Source organism: Plantactinospora sp. WMMC1484 (genome assembly GCF_049315195.1).
Taxonomy (GTDB): domain Bacteria; phylum Actinomycetota; class Actinomycetes; order Mycobacteriales; family Micromonosporaceae; genus Plantactinospora.
Map to the genome: position 1 here is coordinate 5,099,512 of NZ_CP186055.1, position 14,104 is coordinate 5,113,615.

The 14,104-nt window shown below is 75.1% G+C and carries 11 protein-coding genes and 1 pseudogene; 9 read left to right on the forward strand and 3 right to left on the reverse strand.

Annotated elements, in window-relative coordinates:
• The first annotated feature begins 89 nt into the window (after positions 1–89).
• The 7 genes and pseudogenes from ACN28C_RS22320 to ACN28C_RS22350 all read left to right on the forward strand — a co-directional run bounded on the left by ACN28C_RS22320 (position 90) and on the right by ACN28C_RS22350 (position 8,197).
• Positions 90–1,676, forward strand: coding sequence for a lysine 5,6-aminomutase subunit alpha TIM-barrel domain-containing protein (locus ACN28C_RS22320; RefSeq protein ID WP_422774771.1), 1,587 nt, complete (start codon positions 90–92; stop codon positions 1,674–1,676).
• A complete protein-coding gene (locus tag ACN28C_RS22325; protein ID WP_422769477.1) occupies positions 1,673–2,473 on the forward strand; it encodes an OAM dimerization domain-containing protein in 801 nt (266 codons plus the stop codon). The genes ACN28C_RS22320 and ACN28C_RS22325 overlap by 4 nt, the downstream gene beginning before the upstream one ends.
• 32 nt (positions 2,474–2,505) lie before the next feature.
• Positions 2,506–2,886 (forward strand): annotated as a pseudogene (locus ACN28C_RS22330) (hotdog domain-containing protein); the annotation flags it as partial.
• Positions 2,887–2,957: 71 nt separating this feature from the next.
• Entirely contained in the window at positions 2,958–4,301 is a 1,344-nt protein-coding gene (locus ACN28C_RS22335; RefSeq protein ID WP_422769478.1) for a glutamate mutase L, read from the forward strand.
• Between the two features lie 771 nt (positions 4,302–5,072).
• A complete protein-coding gene (gene lnt, locus ACN28C_RS22340; RefSeq protein WP_422769479.1) occupies positions 5,073–6,731 on the forward strand; it encodes an apolipoprotein N-acyltransferase in 1,659 nt (552 codons plus the stop codon).
• On the forward strand, positions 6,728–7,558 hold the full coding sequence (locus ACN28C_RS22345; RefSeq protein ID WP_422769480.1) for a polyprenol monophosphomannose synthase: 831 nt from the start codon (positions 6,728–6,730) through the stop codon (positions 7,556–7,558). The genes lnt and ACN28C_RS22345 overlap by 4 nt, the downstream gene beginning before the upstream one ends.
• 60 nt (positions 7,559–7,618) lie before the next feature.
• Positions 7,619–8,197, forward strand: a complete 579-nt coding sequence (locus tag ACN28C_RS22350) for an FxsA family protein (RefSeq protein ID WP_422769481.1) — start codon at positions 7,619–7,621, stop codon at positions 8,195–8,197.
• Positions 8,198–8,299: 102 nt separating this feature from the next.
• On the opposite strand, the gene ACN28C_RS22355 is transcribed toward ACN28C_RS22350, so the two are convergent.
• Positions 8,300–8,641: an RNA polymerase-binding protein RbpA gene (locus tag ACN28C_RS22355; protein ID WP_101366032.1), complete on the reverse strand. Its 342-nt coding sequence runs from the start codon at positions 8,639–8,641 to the stop codon at positions 8,300–8,302.
• 203 nt (positions 8,642–8,844) lie between these two features.
• A complete protein-coding gene (locus ACN28C_RS22360) occupies positions 8,845–10,050 on the reverse strand; it encodes a hypothetical protein (RefSeq protein ID WP_422769482.1) in 1,206 nt (401 codons plus the stop codon).
• A gap of 134 nt (positions 10,051–10,184) precedes the next feature.
• Between ACN28C_RS22360 and ACN28C_RS22365 the strand changes: the two genes are divergently transcribed.
• Complete coding sequence (locus ACN28C_RS22365) at positions 10,185–10,895, forward strand: class I SAM-dependent methyltransferase (RefSeq protein ID WP_422769483.1); 711 nt, start codon at positions 10,185–10,187, stop codon at positions 10,893–10,895.
• Positions 10,896–10,966: 71 nt separating this feature from the next.
• Here ACN28C_RS22365 and ACN28C_RS22370 read toward each other — a convergent pair whose 3' ends face one another.
• Complete coding sequence (locus ACN28C_RS22370; RefSeq protein WP_422769484.1) at positions 10,967–11,578, reverse strand: TetR/AcrR family transcriptional regulator; 612 nt, start codon at positions 11,576–11,578, stop codon at positions 10,967–10,969.
• A 93-nt stretch (positions 11,579–11,671) separates the two neighbouring features.
• Between ACN28C_RS22370 and ACN28C_RS22375 the strand changes: the two genes are divergently transcribed.
• Positions 11,672–14,095 carry a PEP/pyruvate-binding domain-containing protein gene (locus ACN28C_RS22375; RefSeq protein ID WP_422769485.1) on the forward strand — a complete coding sequence of 808 codons (2,424 nt, stop codon included), beginning with the start codon at positions 11,672–11,674 and terminating at the stop codon, positions 14,093–14,095.
• The last annotated feature ends 9 nt before the right edge of the window (positions 14,096–14,104 follow it).

Sequence of the window (14,104 nt, forward strand, 5' to 3'; positions counted from 1 at the left end):
CGCCGATGACGGAGGGTAGTGGGATGCTGGATCGTCCGCTGTCCCGGACAGGCGCCGGAGGCGGCGCCGGCAGCGCTGGAGGAGCCGGAATCGCCGGCAAGCTGGCGCTGGATCCGGTGCTGGTGCGGCGGGCGCGGGAGTTGGCGCGCCGGGCCGGGCAGCCGGTGGTGGAGCTGGCCCGCAGCCACACGACGGTGTCGGTGGAGCGGGCGGTCGTGCGGCTGGCCGGGGTGTCGGGTGCGGATCCGGACGGGATTCCGTGGGTGAACCGGCTGGTCGACGCGGTGGTCGCGGAGGTGGGGCTGTCGCACGGGGTGGCGGTGCCGGTCTTCGACGCGTTGCTGCGGGAGCTGGGTGCGGCGCCGGCCGCCGCCGATGTCGGTGCCGCGGTGACGTTGCTGGCGCAGAAGGCGGCGGCGGGGTCGGTCCGGTTCGAGGTGCCGGCGGGCCGGCGGGCGCGGTCGGCCCGGGCGGCGGCGCGGCGGGCGGTCGGCGCGGGTCTGCGCCGGGTCGACCGCCGTCGGGCGGAGCGGGACCGGATGGTACGCCGGCACGGCGACCCCGCGCAGCGGCCGTGGATCTATCTGATCGTGGCGACCGGTGACATCCACGAGGACATTCCGCAGGCGCAGGCGGCGGCGCGGGCCGGGGCGGACGTGATCGCGGTGATCCGGTCGACGGGGCAGTCGCTGCTGGACTACGTGCCGGAGGGGGCGACCCGGGAGGGGTTCGCGGGCACCTACGCGACGCAGGAGAACTTCCGGCTGATGCGGGCGGCGTTGGACGACTCGTCGCGGGAGCTGGGCCGGTACGTGCGGTTGACGAACTACGCCTCCGGGTTGTGCATGCCGGAGATGGCGGTGCTGGCCGGCCTGGAGCGGCTGGACATGATGTTGAACGACTCGATGTACGGGATCCTGTTCCGGGACATCAACCCGGTGCGGACCTTCGTGGACCAGCGGTTCTCCCGGCAGGTGCACGCGCGGGCCGGGATCGTCATCAACACGGGTGAGGACAACTACCTGACGACGGCGGACGCGGTCGACGAGGCGCACACGGTGACGGTGTCGCAGTTGCTCAACGAGTATTTCGCGCACGAGGCGGGGTTGCCGGACGCGCAGTTGGGGCTGGGGCACGCCTTCGAGATAGATCCGGATCTGCCGGAGTCGTTCCGGCTGGAGTTGGCGCACGCGCTGCTGGCCCGGGAGTTGTTTCCGGACGCGCCGCTGAAGTGGATGCCGCCGACCCGGCACATGACCGGGGACGTGTTCCGGGGCAACCTGCTCGACGGGTTCTTCAACCTGGCGGGGGCGATGACGGGGCAGGGCATCCTGCTGGTCGGGATGATGACGGAGGCGGTGGTGACGCCGTGGCTGTCGGACCGGGACATCGCCCTGCAGAACGTCCGGTACGTGTTGGGGGCGGCGGGCGGGCTGCACGAGGATTTCGTACCGGCGCCGGGCGGGTTCATCCAGCGGCGGGCGGCGACGGTGCTCGGCGAGGCGGTGGCGTTGCTGGAGCGGATCGTCGACGGCGGGTTGTTGCCGGTGATCGCGGACGGCACCTTCGGGATCATGAAGCGGCCGGCGGACCGGGGTCGGGGCCTGTCCGGGGTGGCGGCGCACGCCGCCGACTACTACAACCCGGCGACGGAGCTGCTGGAGGCGGGCTCGTGAGCGGCGGGCCGGTGGTGCGGCCGTACGGGGACGCGACCGGGGACGGGATGGTGCAGGTGTCGTTCACCCTGCCGGTGCCGCACGACAAGCGGGCGGAGGGGGCGGCGCTGCAGTTGGCGGCGAAGATGGGGCTGGATCCGGCGATGCTGGTGCACGCCCGGCAGATGGGTGACGGGTTCACCTTCTTCGTCGTCTACGGCCGGGTGGGCCATCTGGTGGATCTGGCGGCGGTCCGGGTGGTGGAGCGGGACTTCCCGCTGCTGCCGGCGAAGGAGGTCAACGCGCTGATCCGGCGGCGGCTGCGCCGCAAGCTGTCGGTGGTGGGGGCGTGCATCGGCACGGACGCGCACACGGTCGGGATCGACGCGATTCTGAACGTGAAGGGGATCGCCGGGGAGAAGGGCCTGGAGTACTACCGGGAGTTGCGGGTGACGAACCTGGGTGCCCAGGTGAGTGTGCCGGAGCTGGTGGCGGCGGCGAGGGCGGAGCGGGCGGACGCGGTGCTGGTGTCGCAGGTGGTGACGCAGCGGGACGCGCACCTGCACAACGTCCGGGAGATGTCGGCGGCGTTCCGGGAGGCGATGCCGGCGGGCCGGCGTCCGCTGCTGGTCGTCGGTGGTCCCCGGTTCGACGAGTTGATGGCCGGTGAGCTGGGGGTGGACCGGATCTTCGGCCGGGGGACCACGCCTGGCGAGGTGGCGAGCTATCTGGTGCACCGGCTGGTCGGCGCCGCGGCGGCTGGCCGGGGTGATCGGGATCGGTCACCAGCCGGGGAGGCGGCGGAGGTGCCGGGATGACCACAGGTGCCGGGATGATCGGAGGGGACGGGGTGGCGGATCCGCGGCTGGGGCTGGCGGTGCTGCACCGCCGCTATGTGCCGTACTCGCACGCGCACTACGCCGGCAACCTCGTCGACGGGGCGTACGTGCTGGGGTTGTTCGGTGACGTGGCGACCGAGGTGTGCATCCGGACCGACGGTGACGAGGGGCTGTTCGCCGGCTATGCGGAGGTGCGGTTCCGGGCGCCGGTGCGCGCCGGTGACGTGCTCGAGGTGGCGGCGACGGTGGTCCGGGTCGGCAGCCGCAGCCGCACCTGCGAGTTCGAGTGCCGGGTGGTGTGCCGGGGGCGGCCGGATCGGGGCGACTCGGCGGCGGAGGTGCTCGATCCGCCGCTGGTGGCGGTGACCGCCGTCGGCACCGTCGTGCTGCCGGTCGCCGACGCGGGCGGGCCCGCCCCTGCGGCACCGCCCGACGCCGGCCCGGTCTCGACCGCCGGGCCGGCGTGACCCCGTACGCGGTCTGCGCCGACGTCGGCTCCACCTGGACGAAGGTGGCGGTGGTGGATCTCGCCGACGGCGCACTGCTCGGCTCGGCGGCCGCGGCGACCACCGCCGGCACCGACGTGCTGCACGGCCTGGACGAGGCGGTGGCGGCGGCGACCGTCGGACTTCCCGGGGCGGCGTCGGCGCCCTGGTACGTCTGTTCGTCGGCGGGTGGCGGGCTGCGGCTGGCGGTGCTCGGCTACGAGAAGCTGGTCACGGCCCGGGCCGGTCACCAGGTCGGGTTGTCGGCCGGGGCCCGGGTGGTGCACGTCGGCGCCGGCCGGCTGGACGGGGCGGGTCTGGCGGCGCTGCGGGCCGCCCGGCCGGACGTGGTGCTGCTGGTCGGCGGGACCGACGGCGGGGACGCGGAGGTGTTGACCGGGAATGCCGGCCGGCTGGCCCGGGCCCGCTGGCGGGTGCCGGTGGTGGTGGCCGGCAACGCGGAGGCCGCCGGTGCGGTGCGGGAGCTGCTGGCCGGGCGGGGTGTGCCGGTGACGGTGACCGGCAACGTGCTGCCCCGGATCGGCGTACTGGCGGCGCGGCCGGCCCGGGCGGCGATCCGGGAGGTGTTCCTGCGGCACGTGATCGGCGGCAAGCGGCTGTCCCGAGGGTCGCGGTTCGCCCGGCTGGTCCGGGCGGCGACTCCGGACGCGGTGCTGGCCGGGGTCGAGGTGCTCGCCGACGGGGTCGGCGGGGATCTGCTGGTGGTGGATGTCGGCGGCGCCACCACCGACGTGTACTCGGTGCTGGTGCCGGACGAGCGGGCCGGTGGTCCGGGGCGGCCGGCCGCCGGGACGCTGTGGCGGGCCCGGACGGTCGAGGGGGATCTGGGGATGCGCTGGAGCGCGCCGGGGGTGGTCGACGCGGCGGCGGGGGAGCGGCTGCTGGCGCCGGGCGAGCGGGAGCAGTTGGCGGCGGTGGCGGCGGGGCTGGCGGCGGATCCGGGCCGGCTGGTGCCCGGCGGGGCGGAGCGCTCGGCGGAGCAGCGGATCGCCGCGCTCGCCGCCGTGGTGGCGGTACGCCGGCACGCCCGGGGCGGCGGTGCGGCCGGGCAGCCGGCCCGGGACCTGCGGGACGTGCGGCTGCTGGTCGGCTCCGGCGGGGTGCTCCGGCATGCCGGAGGGGCGGCGGTGGCCGGGGTGCTCGACGCGGTGTTGACCGATCACGCCGGCGGCTGGCCGCTGCCTCGGGCGGCCCGGCCGGTCGTCGACGTCCGGTACGTGTTGGCGGCCGCGGGCCTGCTCGCGGAGCCGCATCCGGCGGCGGCGGCCGGCCTGCTGCGCCGGTACCTGTGCACCGGTTGACCGGGCTGGCTGGTCCATTGACCGGGCCGGCTGGTCCATTGACCGGGCCGGCTGGTCCATTGACCGGGCCGGCTGGTCCGTTGACCGGGCCGGCTGGTCCGTTGACCGGGCCGGCTGGTCCGTTGACCGGGCCGGCTGGTCCCGGCCACTGGCCGCGGTGTCCGGGCGGCTGCGGCGTGCCGGTCGCGGCCCGCGACGACGACCCGGGTCGATCGGTGCGGTGGCCGGGACGGTGTCGGGTGGGCGAACCGGAGGCGAACGGGGTGTGGCGCGGCGCGCCGGCTCCGACACGCCGCATCGAACGGGACGACTGGCCGGAGGGCGGTTGACAGTGCCCGGGGTGTACCACGTACCGTCTTTGAGTCCTACAACGGGAAGCGGCTGTTGTTCGCTTCGTCCCTTCGTCCGCTGGCCGAGCGACATGTGTTGGTGTCGTCGCAACGGCCAGGTCCAGCGGGCGGGGGTCGGCGGGGCGGCGCGAACCGGCTGCGGTTACCGGTGCTCGGGCAGGGTGGTGCAGGCGGCCAGTAGACAACGGCTCGACGCGGGACAGCCAGTTCGCGTCCGGTCGGTCCGAAGGTCGTGCTGCGGTGCCCTACCGCACCGGCCGGGGAGGGCCTGGGAGCATCGGGGCGCGGCGACAAGCCGCGCCCCGATTTTCGTTTCCCGGCCGTCCCGGCCCGGCGGTCCGGGCCGGTAGCCTTCGTGGCGCAGGCGGGTCCGCCCCGCCGCCGGCGCTGCCGGTGGGCATCGAGGAGACGTGAGGCGCGCGTGACAGTGGTGGACACGGCCGGGACGACGGGCGCCGTCGAGGGTGGTGGTCGGCCCGCCGCGCCGGCCGGCCGGGCGGTGCCGTTGAGGCTGGCGCTGCCGGCGGCGGCGCTCGCCGGGGTGGCGCTGCTGCTGGCGTTCCCGCCGTACGGGGTGTGGTGGCTGGCACCGGTCGGGGTGGCGCTGCTGGCGGTGGCGGTGCACCGGCGGCGGCTGCGTGCCGGGTTCGGCCTCGGCACGGTCGCCGGGTTGGTGCTGTTCCTGCCGATGTTGAGTTGGACGAACCTCTACACCGGGAACCTGCCGTGGCTGCTGTTGTCCGGTTTGCAGGCGACCTATCTGGGGCTGTTGGGACTGGGTGTGGCGCTGACCAGCCCGCTGGTCGACCGCTGGCGGTGGTCGTGGCCGCTGGTCAGCGGGGTGTTGTGGGTGGCGCAGGAGGCGCTGCGGGACCGGACGCCGTTCGGTGGGTTCCCGTGGGGGCGGTTGGCGTTCAGCCAGGGTGACTCGCCGATGCTGCGGCTGGCCGCGTACGGGGGTGCGCCGCTGGTCACCTTCGGGGTGGCGGTCGTCGGCGGGCTGCTGGTGGTGGCGGTGTGGCGGCCGTGGCGGCGGCTGCCGGTGGCCGGCCGGCTGCGCGGGGTCGCGTTCGTTGCCGGTGCGGTCGCGTTGGCGCTGCTGGGGCTGCTGGTGCCGGTGGGCGCCGCCGGCCCGGACGGCGGCACCGCGCAGGTGGCGATCGTGCAGGGCAACGTGCCCCGGATGGGGCTGGACTTCAACGCGCAGCGGCAGGCGGTGCTGGACAACCATGTCAACGCCACGATCGCGCTGGCCCGCCAGGTCGCGGCCGGCGAGGCGGAGCAGCCCGACCTGGTGGTCTGGCCGGAGAACTCCAGCGACGTGGACCCGACCCGCAGCGCGTCGGCGGGGCGGGCGATCTCGGCGGCGGCGGACGCGATCGGGGCGCCGATCCTGGTCGGCGCGGTGCTGCTCGGGCCGGGCGAGGGGCAGGTGCGCAACGCGGGGCTGGTGTGGCTGCCGCAGACCGGCCTGGACGGGTCGCAGCAGTACGTCAAGCGGCATCCGGTGCCGTTCGCCGAGTACGTGCCGCTACGCGGGATCGCCCGGATGGTCAGCAAGGAGGTCGACCGGATCCGCAACGACTTCGTCGCCGGCACCGAACCGGGGGTGCTGCGGGTCGGCGGGGTGACCCTCGGCGACGTGATCTGTTTCGAGGTCGCCTACGACGGGGTGGTCCGGGACACCGTGACCGGTGGGGCGCAGGTGCTGGTGGTGCAGACCAACAACGCGACCTTCAACGTGGCCGAGGCCGAGCAGCAGTTGGCGATGGTGCGGCTGCGGGCGGTCGAGCACGGCCGGGAGTCGTTGATGGCCTCGACCGTCGGCGTTTCCGGGTTCGTCGGGGCCGATGGGCGGGTAACCGGGGCGACCGGGTTCAACACCAGGGCGGTGGTGACCCGGCAGATGCACCTCGGGGAGACCCGTACGGTCGCCACCCGGGTCGGTGTGTGGCCGGAGCTGGCGCTGCTGGCGATGGCCGTGGCGGCGCTGGCCGCCGCGACGCTGGTCCGGCGGCGTCCGCTTCCCGGGGTCGGTACGGCGACGGCCGGCGACCCGGCGGATGCGGAGGAGCGGTGAATGCAGGATCTGCGGCGGAGGACCGGTTCGCGCCGGAGGAGCACGCGGGCGGCTACCCGGGGGTGGGCCGGGTGCTGGTGGTGGTGCCCACCTACAACGAGGCCGACAACCTTCCGGTGATCGCCGACCGGGTCCGCCGGGCGGTGCCGCCGGTGGAGATCCTGGTCGTCGACGACAACAGCCCGGACGGCACGGGTGCGGTCGCGGACCGGCTGGCACGGGAGGATCCCGGGGTGCACGTCCTGCACCGGGCCGGTAAGCAGGGGCTCGGCGCGGCGTACGTGGCAGGGTTCGGCTGGGCGGCCGAACGGGGCTACGACGCCGTGGTGGAGATGGACGCGGACGGCTCGCACGCGCCGGAGGAGCTGCCCCGGCTGCTGGACGCGGCCCGGGACGCCGACGTGGTGATCGGCTCCCGCTGGACGTCGGGCGGTCAGGTGGTGAACTGGCCGTGGCACCGGCAGCTGCTGTCCCGGGGCGGCAACCTCTACACCCGGGTGGCGTTGGGGATGCCGCTGTCGGACGCGACCGGCGGGTTCCGGGTGTACCGGGTGCCGGCGCTGGCCCGGCTGGACCTCGACTCGGTCGCCTCGCAGGGGTACTCGTTCCAGGTGGAGCTCTCCTGGCGGGCGCACCGGGCCGGGCTACGGACGGTGGAGGTGCCGATCACGTTCGCCGAGCGGGAGCGCGGGACCAGCAAGATGAGCCCGGTGATCATCGGTGAGGCGTTGTGGCGGGTCACGCTCTGGTCGGTGACGGATCGGCGGGTGGCGCCGGGTCGTGGGCGGCGCGACGGCGTCGGTGACGAGCGGGTCCGGTGGCCGTGACCGGTGGCGTGTCATGCTGGATGGGCGGGGTTGGTGGACCCGACGTCCGGATGGGGTGACATGCGCCGAGGATTGAGATTCGTGCCGCTGGCACTACTGCTGACCGGGATCGTGGAGATTGCCCTCTTCGTGCTGCTCGGCCGCGCGATCGGGTTCGGCTGGACGGTGCTGCTGGTGCTGGCGGCCTCGCTGCTGGGGCTGGCGCTGCTGCGTCGGGAGGGGATGCGGGCCTGGCGGAGCCTGCGGGCCGCCGTGGAGAGCGGCCGCCCGCCGGGCCGTGAGGTCAGTGACGGGCTGGTCGGGCTGCTCGCCGGCCTGTTGCTCGCCATGCCCGGCCTGGTCACCGGGGCGGCCGGGCTGCTGCTGACGGCGCCGCTGGTGCGGCGGCTGGTCCGGGGCCAGGTGCAGCGGGTGGCCGAGCGCCGGGTCTCCGCCCAGGTTGCCGGGGACTTCTTCGGTCCGCGCCGGGTGCGGGTGCGCCGGGGCGAGCCGCGCCCGGACGCCGGTCCGGGCGATGGTGCGGCGCCGACGGCCGGGCCGACGGCCGGGCCGACCACCGGGCCGACCACCGGGCCGGCCGGCGGCAGCGGGCCGGCGTCGGCGATCGAGGGTGAGATCGTGGAGCCGCGACCGCAGTGATCCCGGCTCGCGGGCGGGTGCCGGCACGGGTGACGGTCGAGACGACTCCGCCCCCACGGCGTCGCCGTGGGGGCGGAGTGACGATCTGCTGCGCCGGTCGGGTCAGGCCCGACCGCGCCGGGTCCGCACCTCTTCGAGCCGTTCGGCGAGGATGCTCTCCAGTTCGGCGATCGAGCGTCGCTCCAGCAGCATGTCCCAGTGGGTACGCGGCGGCTTGGCCTTCTTCTGCTCGGGCTCACTGCCGTCGACCAGCCGGGCGACACTGCCGTCGAACTTGCATTCCCAGGTCATCGGCACTTCGGCATCGACGGCGAAGGGCACCTCGAACTGGTGGCCCTTGGCGCAGAGGTACTCTCGGGTCTGTCGCGGGGCAAGCTCGGTGTTGCGGTCGGACTCGTAGCTGACTGCTCCCAGACGGCTCCCGCGCAGCATGCGCTCGCCCATGATCGGCTTTCCCCTCGGTCGTGATGGTGGTTCTTATCGGTGTAACGACAGGTGCCAGGTGGGCGATTCCCGCCCGCCGGCAGAAAACGTACAGGCGGTCGAACGTGCAAGCGGTCAAACCTACAAGTGGTCAAACGCTCCGAGCGTAGCCGGATCTCGTCGCCCGTGATCGGTATCACTCCTGGCGCCGGCGAATTGTCGGGTCATGTCGTGTTGCTCCGGTCTGCCGCGCCGGGCGGGGCCGGTCCGGCAGGCCGACCGCCACCGTCGACGTCGCCGGGCGCGTTGCGCGGCCGTGGCGGTGGGATCGCGGCGGCGGCCCGGGCGCCGAGGCCGGCCAGGGCGGCGGCGAGGTCGCTGACCTGGGTGGAGAGCTGACCGGCCCGCTCCCGGGCCGCGTCGCGTTCGGCTTCGGCCGTCGCCAGGCGTACCGCCGACTCGGTGAGCCGGGCCTCGGCGGTGGCCGAGGCGTCCCGCGCGGCCTGCAGCTCGGCCCGCACCCGCTCCAACTCGCCGGTGGTGGCGGCGGTCGCGGCGCGGGCCTCGGCGACGTCTGCCGTGGCCCGCTCGGCCTCGGCACGGGCCCGGAGCGTCTCCTGCGCGGCGGCCTGCCCGGCGGACCGGGACCGGGTCGCCTCGGCGCGGAACCGTTCCGCCTCGCCGCGGGCCTCGGCGGCGGACCGGGCGGCCTGGGCGGCCTCGGTCCGGGCGGCGTTCCGGTCCCGGACCAGGTCGGCGTGCTCCCGGGTCAGCTCGGCCAGCCGCCGCCGGTCGGCGTCCGCCTCGGCACGCAGCGCCCGCAGCTCGTTGCGGGCCGCGTCACGGTCCTGTTCCGCCTGGGTACGCAGCGCGACCGCCGCGCTCTCCGCCTGCTGCGCCGCGTCCCGGGCGGCGACGGCGGCGGCGGTCTCGGCGCGGGCCTGCTCGGCGGTAATGGCGGCCCGGTCGGACTCCTCCCGGGCGGCGGCCCGGTCGGCGACGGCCGCGGTCGCCGCCTGCTGCGCCTGGTGCAGCGTGGCCGCCGCCGCCTCCACCTCCCGGCGCGCCTCGTCGCGTTCGGTCTGCGCCGCCGCGATCTGGGTGGCGGCCTCGGCGCGGATCTCGGCGAGCCGGCGTTCCACTCCGGCCGGCGACAGCTCGGCGTGCAGCGCCTCGGCGAGCGCGTCGGTGACCTGGTCGAGCCGGTCGACCACCTCCCAGGCGCGGGCCACCTGGCCGGCCAGCCCGGGGGCGTTGCGGTGCCGCATCCGCTGGTTGCGGGAGGCCCGCTGGCAGGCGCCGTCGTTGTCGCGGCAGTACCGGAACGGCCGTCCCGCTGCGGCCCGCTGCGGCACCGGCCGTCCACAGTGGGCACACGGTCGGCTCTCCGTCGAGGGTTCCGAGGCCGGGGTGGGGGTCTGCGCGTCCATCGCCGGGGAAGTCTAGTGCGGGCCGGCGGAGGTAAATGCGGTGCCGGTCCCGGGCCGGGCGGGTGATACTGGCGCGCGCCCGACGACGGCCGCGAGGCAGGGCCGGTCGGGGCGCGACCAGACAGGGAGGACGGATGTCGGCGCAGCAACCCGACTGGTGGCCCGACGAACTCGTCCACGCCGGCCCGGAACACCTCGACCCGGCGTACGTCGACGGCTACGACCGCAAGGCCGGGCACGATCCGCAGCCCGACCTCGACCTGCTCCGCCGGCACGGGCTGGACGCCGACGCCACGCTTGTCGACCTCGGTGCCGGCACCGGCCGGCTCGCCCTGGCCGCCGCGCCACGGTGCCGGCGGGTCGTCGCGGTGGACGTCTCGGCGGCGATGCTGGCCCGGCTGCGGGCCGGTGCCGACCGGGCCGGACTGGCCAACGTCGAGGTCGTCCGGGCCGGGTTTCTCAGCTACGCGCACCAGGGGCCGCCGGCCGACGTCGTGCACAGCCGGCACGCGCTGCACCAGGTGCCGGATCTCTGGAAGGCGGTCGCGCTGACCCGGGTCGCCGGGATGCTGCGGCCCGGCGGGGTCCTGCTGCTGCGCGACCTGATCTACAGCTTCGATCCGGCGCAGCTGGGGGAGCAGGTCGAGACCTGGCTGTCGGGGGCGTCCGCCTCCACCGCCGACGGCTGGACCCGGGCGGAGCTCGCCACCCACGTCCGCGAGGAACACAGCACCTTCAGCTGGCTGCTCGAACCGATGCTGGCCAGGGCCGGCTTCCGGATCGTGGCGGTGACGGCGAGCCGGGATCCGGCCACGTACGCCAGTTATCTCTGCGTCCGGACCTGACCCGGACCTGACCCGGAACGGTCACCGGCCGGCCGGGACGCTGCGGTCATCCGCCGACGGTGCGGCTGCGGTCACCGGCCGGCCGGGACGCCGAAGAGCAGGTCGAGGTGGGCGTCGAGGGCGGCCACCGCCTCCTCCGGGGGGTGGTGCCGCCCGAGCAGCTGGATGCCGAGCCCGTCGACGAGGGCGAGCAGGGTGGTGGCGGCGTGCGCGGGATCGATCCGGGGTGCGGTGGCGGCCGTGGCCTGGGTCGCACGGATCTGGTCGGCGACGAAGCTCCGCATCTGGTCGGCGTCGCGGTGCAGCCCGTCGGCGATCTGCGGCTTCACGGCGGCGTAGGCGAGGAACGCGAGGATGACGTGGCCCTCCCGACGCCGGGTCTCGTCCAGCGGCAGGATCTCGATCATCAGGGTACGGACCAGCTCGGCGGGGGTCAGGGTCCGGCCGGCGGCGGCGATCACGGCCCCGATCCGCTCCTCGGCGTTGCGCATCACCACGTCGAGGGCGAAGAGCATCATCTCGTCCTTGGTGCGGAAGTAGTGCTGCACCATGCCGGTCGAGACGCCTGCCTCGGCCGCGACGTGCCGGAGGCTGACGGCCTCCAGGCCCTGGCTGGCGGCGAGCCGCAGCAGGGCGTCGGCGAGCTGCCGGCGGCGGGCGAGGTGGTCGGCTCTCCGGGGCACCCCGCCACTTTACATTGCAGTCGTATTGACATGGGAGTGCCGCACCGTTTACATTTCAGTCGTATTGGAATGAGGTGGTCCCGAGGTGGAGAGGTGCCCGAGGTGAACGTGATCCCGCTGGCCGCGACGTCGGCCGGCATGACGGAACTCGTCGGCGGCAAGGCCACCGGGCTCGGTGAACTGATCAGGATCGGCGAGCGGGTGCCGGACGGCTTCTGCCTGACCACCGCCGCCTACGACCTGGGGGAGGTCCCCGAGGCCGAGGTCGTGGCGGCGTACCGGGCGCTGGGCGGGGGACCGGTCGCGGTCCGGTCCAGCGCGACGGCGGAGGACCTGCCGCAGGCGAGCTTCGCCGGCCAGCAGGAGAGCTTCCTCGGCGTCACCGGCGCCGACGAGCTGCTCGACGCCGTCGCCAAGTGCTGGGGCTCGCTGCACAGCGTGCGGGCCGTCGCCTACCGGGACGCCAACGAGATCGACCAGGGGGCCGTCCGGATGGCGGTGGTGGTGCAGCGCATGGTCGACGCCACCGTCGCCGGAGTGCTGTTCACCGCCAACCCGCTCACCGGCCGCCGTACCGAGATGGTCGTCGACGCCGCACCCGGGCCCGGCACCGCCGTGGTCGACGGCACCGTGGCAGCCGACCACTACCTGCTCGACGGCGCCGGGCACGACGACCGGGGCTGCCTCACCCCGACCCAACTGGCCGAGTTGCGCGCCGCCGGCGAACGGATCCAGGCACACTTCGGCCACCCGCAGGACATCGAGTGGGCGTACGACGCCGACGGTGTCCTCTGGCTGCTGCAGTCCCGGCCGATCACGACGCTGTTCCCGCTGCCGCCGGAGACCGACCGGCCGCAGCCGCGGCTCTACCTGGAGTTCGGCCACGTGCAGGGCATGCTCGCGCCGGTCACCCCGATGGGGATGTCGACGCTGAAGGCGACGATCGCCGGCATGCTCGCCTCGTTCGGGATCCGGGCCGAGATCGTCGACGTCGGCGGCCGGCTCTACGGCGACCTCACCGACCTGGTGCGCCACCCGACCACCCGCAAGCGGCTGGTGAAGCTGATGGCGGTCGACTTCGGACCCCGCGCCCAGGCGGTGGTGGAGCACATCCTGAGCGACCCCCGGTTCGCACCCGTACCCGGTGGCCGGGCCGGCACCGCCCACGCGCTCGGCCCCGCACTGCGCACCGCGCCACGTGCGGCCGCCGGGATCGTGGCCGCGCTGGCCCGGCCCGAGAGGGCCCGGATCCGGCTCTTCGAGGAGATCGACCGGCTCCGGGAGCGGGCCGCCGCCGGGCCGGCCGGGCTGCGTACCGCCGGGCAGCGGCTGGACTTCGTCGAGGCACAGGACGTCTCCACCCGCTACGACCGGATCGTCTGGCCGATCGTCGCCGGCATGCTCACCGCCGCGCTCCCGGCCGGGCTGCTTCGGGGGATCGCCAGCCAGTCCGAGATCCACACCGTGCTGGCCGGGATGCCGCACAACGTCACCATCGAGATGGACCTGGCGTTGTGGCGGGTCGCCGCGCGGGCCGCCACACACCGGGAACTGCTGCTGACCACGCCCCCGGACGACCTCGCCGCACGGTACCGGGCCGGCACCCTGCCGGACATCGGCCTCGCGGCGTTCCTCGACACGTACGGGCACCGGGCCGCCGCCGAGGTCGACCTCGGGATGCCCCGCTGGGCCGAGGATCCGGCGCCGGTCTTCGCCGCGATCGCGAACTACCTGCGGGTCACCGACCCCGAGCAGGCCCCCGACCGGCGCTTCGCCAGGGCCGCCGCGCAGGCCGAGACGCACCTCGACGAGCTGGTCCGGCGGGCACGCCGGCAGCGCCCCGTCCGGGGCCGGATCGCCGGGTTCCTGCTCCGCCGGGCGAGGCTGCTGGCCGGGCTGCGCGAGGCCGGCAAGTTCGCCGGGCTGTACCCGCTGCGGGAGAGTCGCCGGCAACTCCTGCTGGTCGGGGCCGAACTCGCCGACGACGGCCGGCTGGCGCAGGCCGACGACATCATGTTCCTCACCCTCGCCGAGGCGCGCGCCGCGCTCGCCGGTACCGACCAGCGGGACCTGGTCGCCGCCCGCCGCGCCGAGTACCGGCGGGAGCGGCGCCGCCGGCACGTACCGGTCGCGCTGCTCTCCGACGGCACCGACGTCGAGGCCCTGCTCGCGGCCGGCCGGCCCACGCCGGCCGGGGCGCTGCGCGGCGTCGGCGCGGCACCCGGCACGGCGACCGGCCCGGCCCGGGTCGTACGCGACCCGGCGACCGCGCACGTCGAGCCCGGCGAGATCCTGGTCGCCCCGACCACCGACCCCGGCTGGACGCCGCTCTTCCTCACCGCTGCGGGACTGGTCACCGAGACCGGCGCGCCGATGGCACACGGCCCGACCGTGGCCCGCGAGTACGGCATCCCCGCCGTCATCTGCGTGCCCGGCGCCACGGAGACGATCAGTTCCGGTCAGCTCGTCACGATCGACGGTGCGGCCGGGACGGTGACCGTACACCGGGGAGAGTAGGCGCCGGCC

Coding starts and splice junctions, on each gene's coding strand:
- ACN28C_RS22350 (WP_422769481.1), top strand. CDS start 7,619: ATGCGCCGAGGATTGAGATTCGTGCCGCTGGCACTACTGCTGACCGGG.
- ACN28C_RS22355 (WP_101366032.1), bottom strand. CDS start 8,641: ATGGGCGAGCGCATGCTGCGCGGGAGCCGTCTGGGAGCAGTCAGCTAC.
- ACN28C_RS22360 (WP_422769482.1), bottom strand. CDS start 10,050: ATGGACGCGCAGACCCCCACCCCGGCCTCGGAACCCTCGACGGAGAGC.
- ACN28C_RS22365 (WP_422769483.1), top strand. CDS start 10,185: ATGTCGGCGCAGCAACCCGACTGGTGGCCCGACGAACTCGTCCACGCC.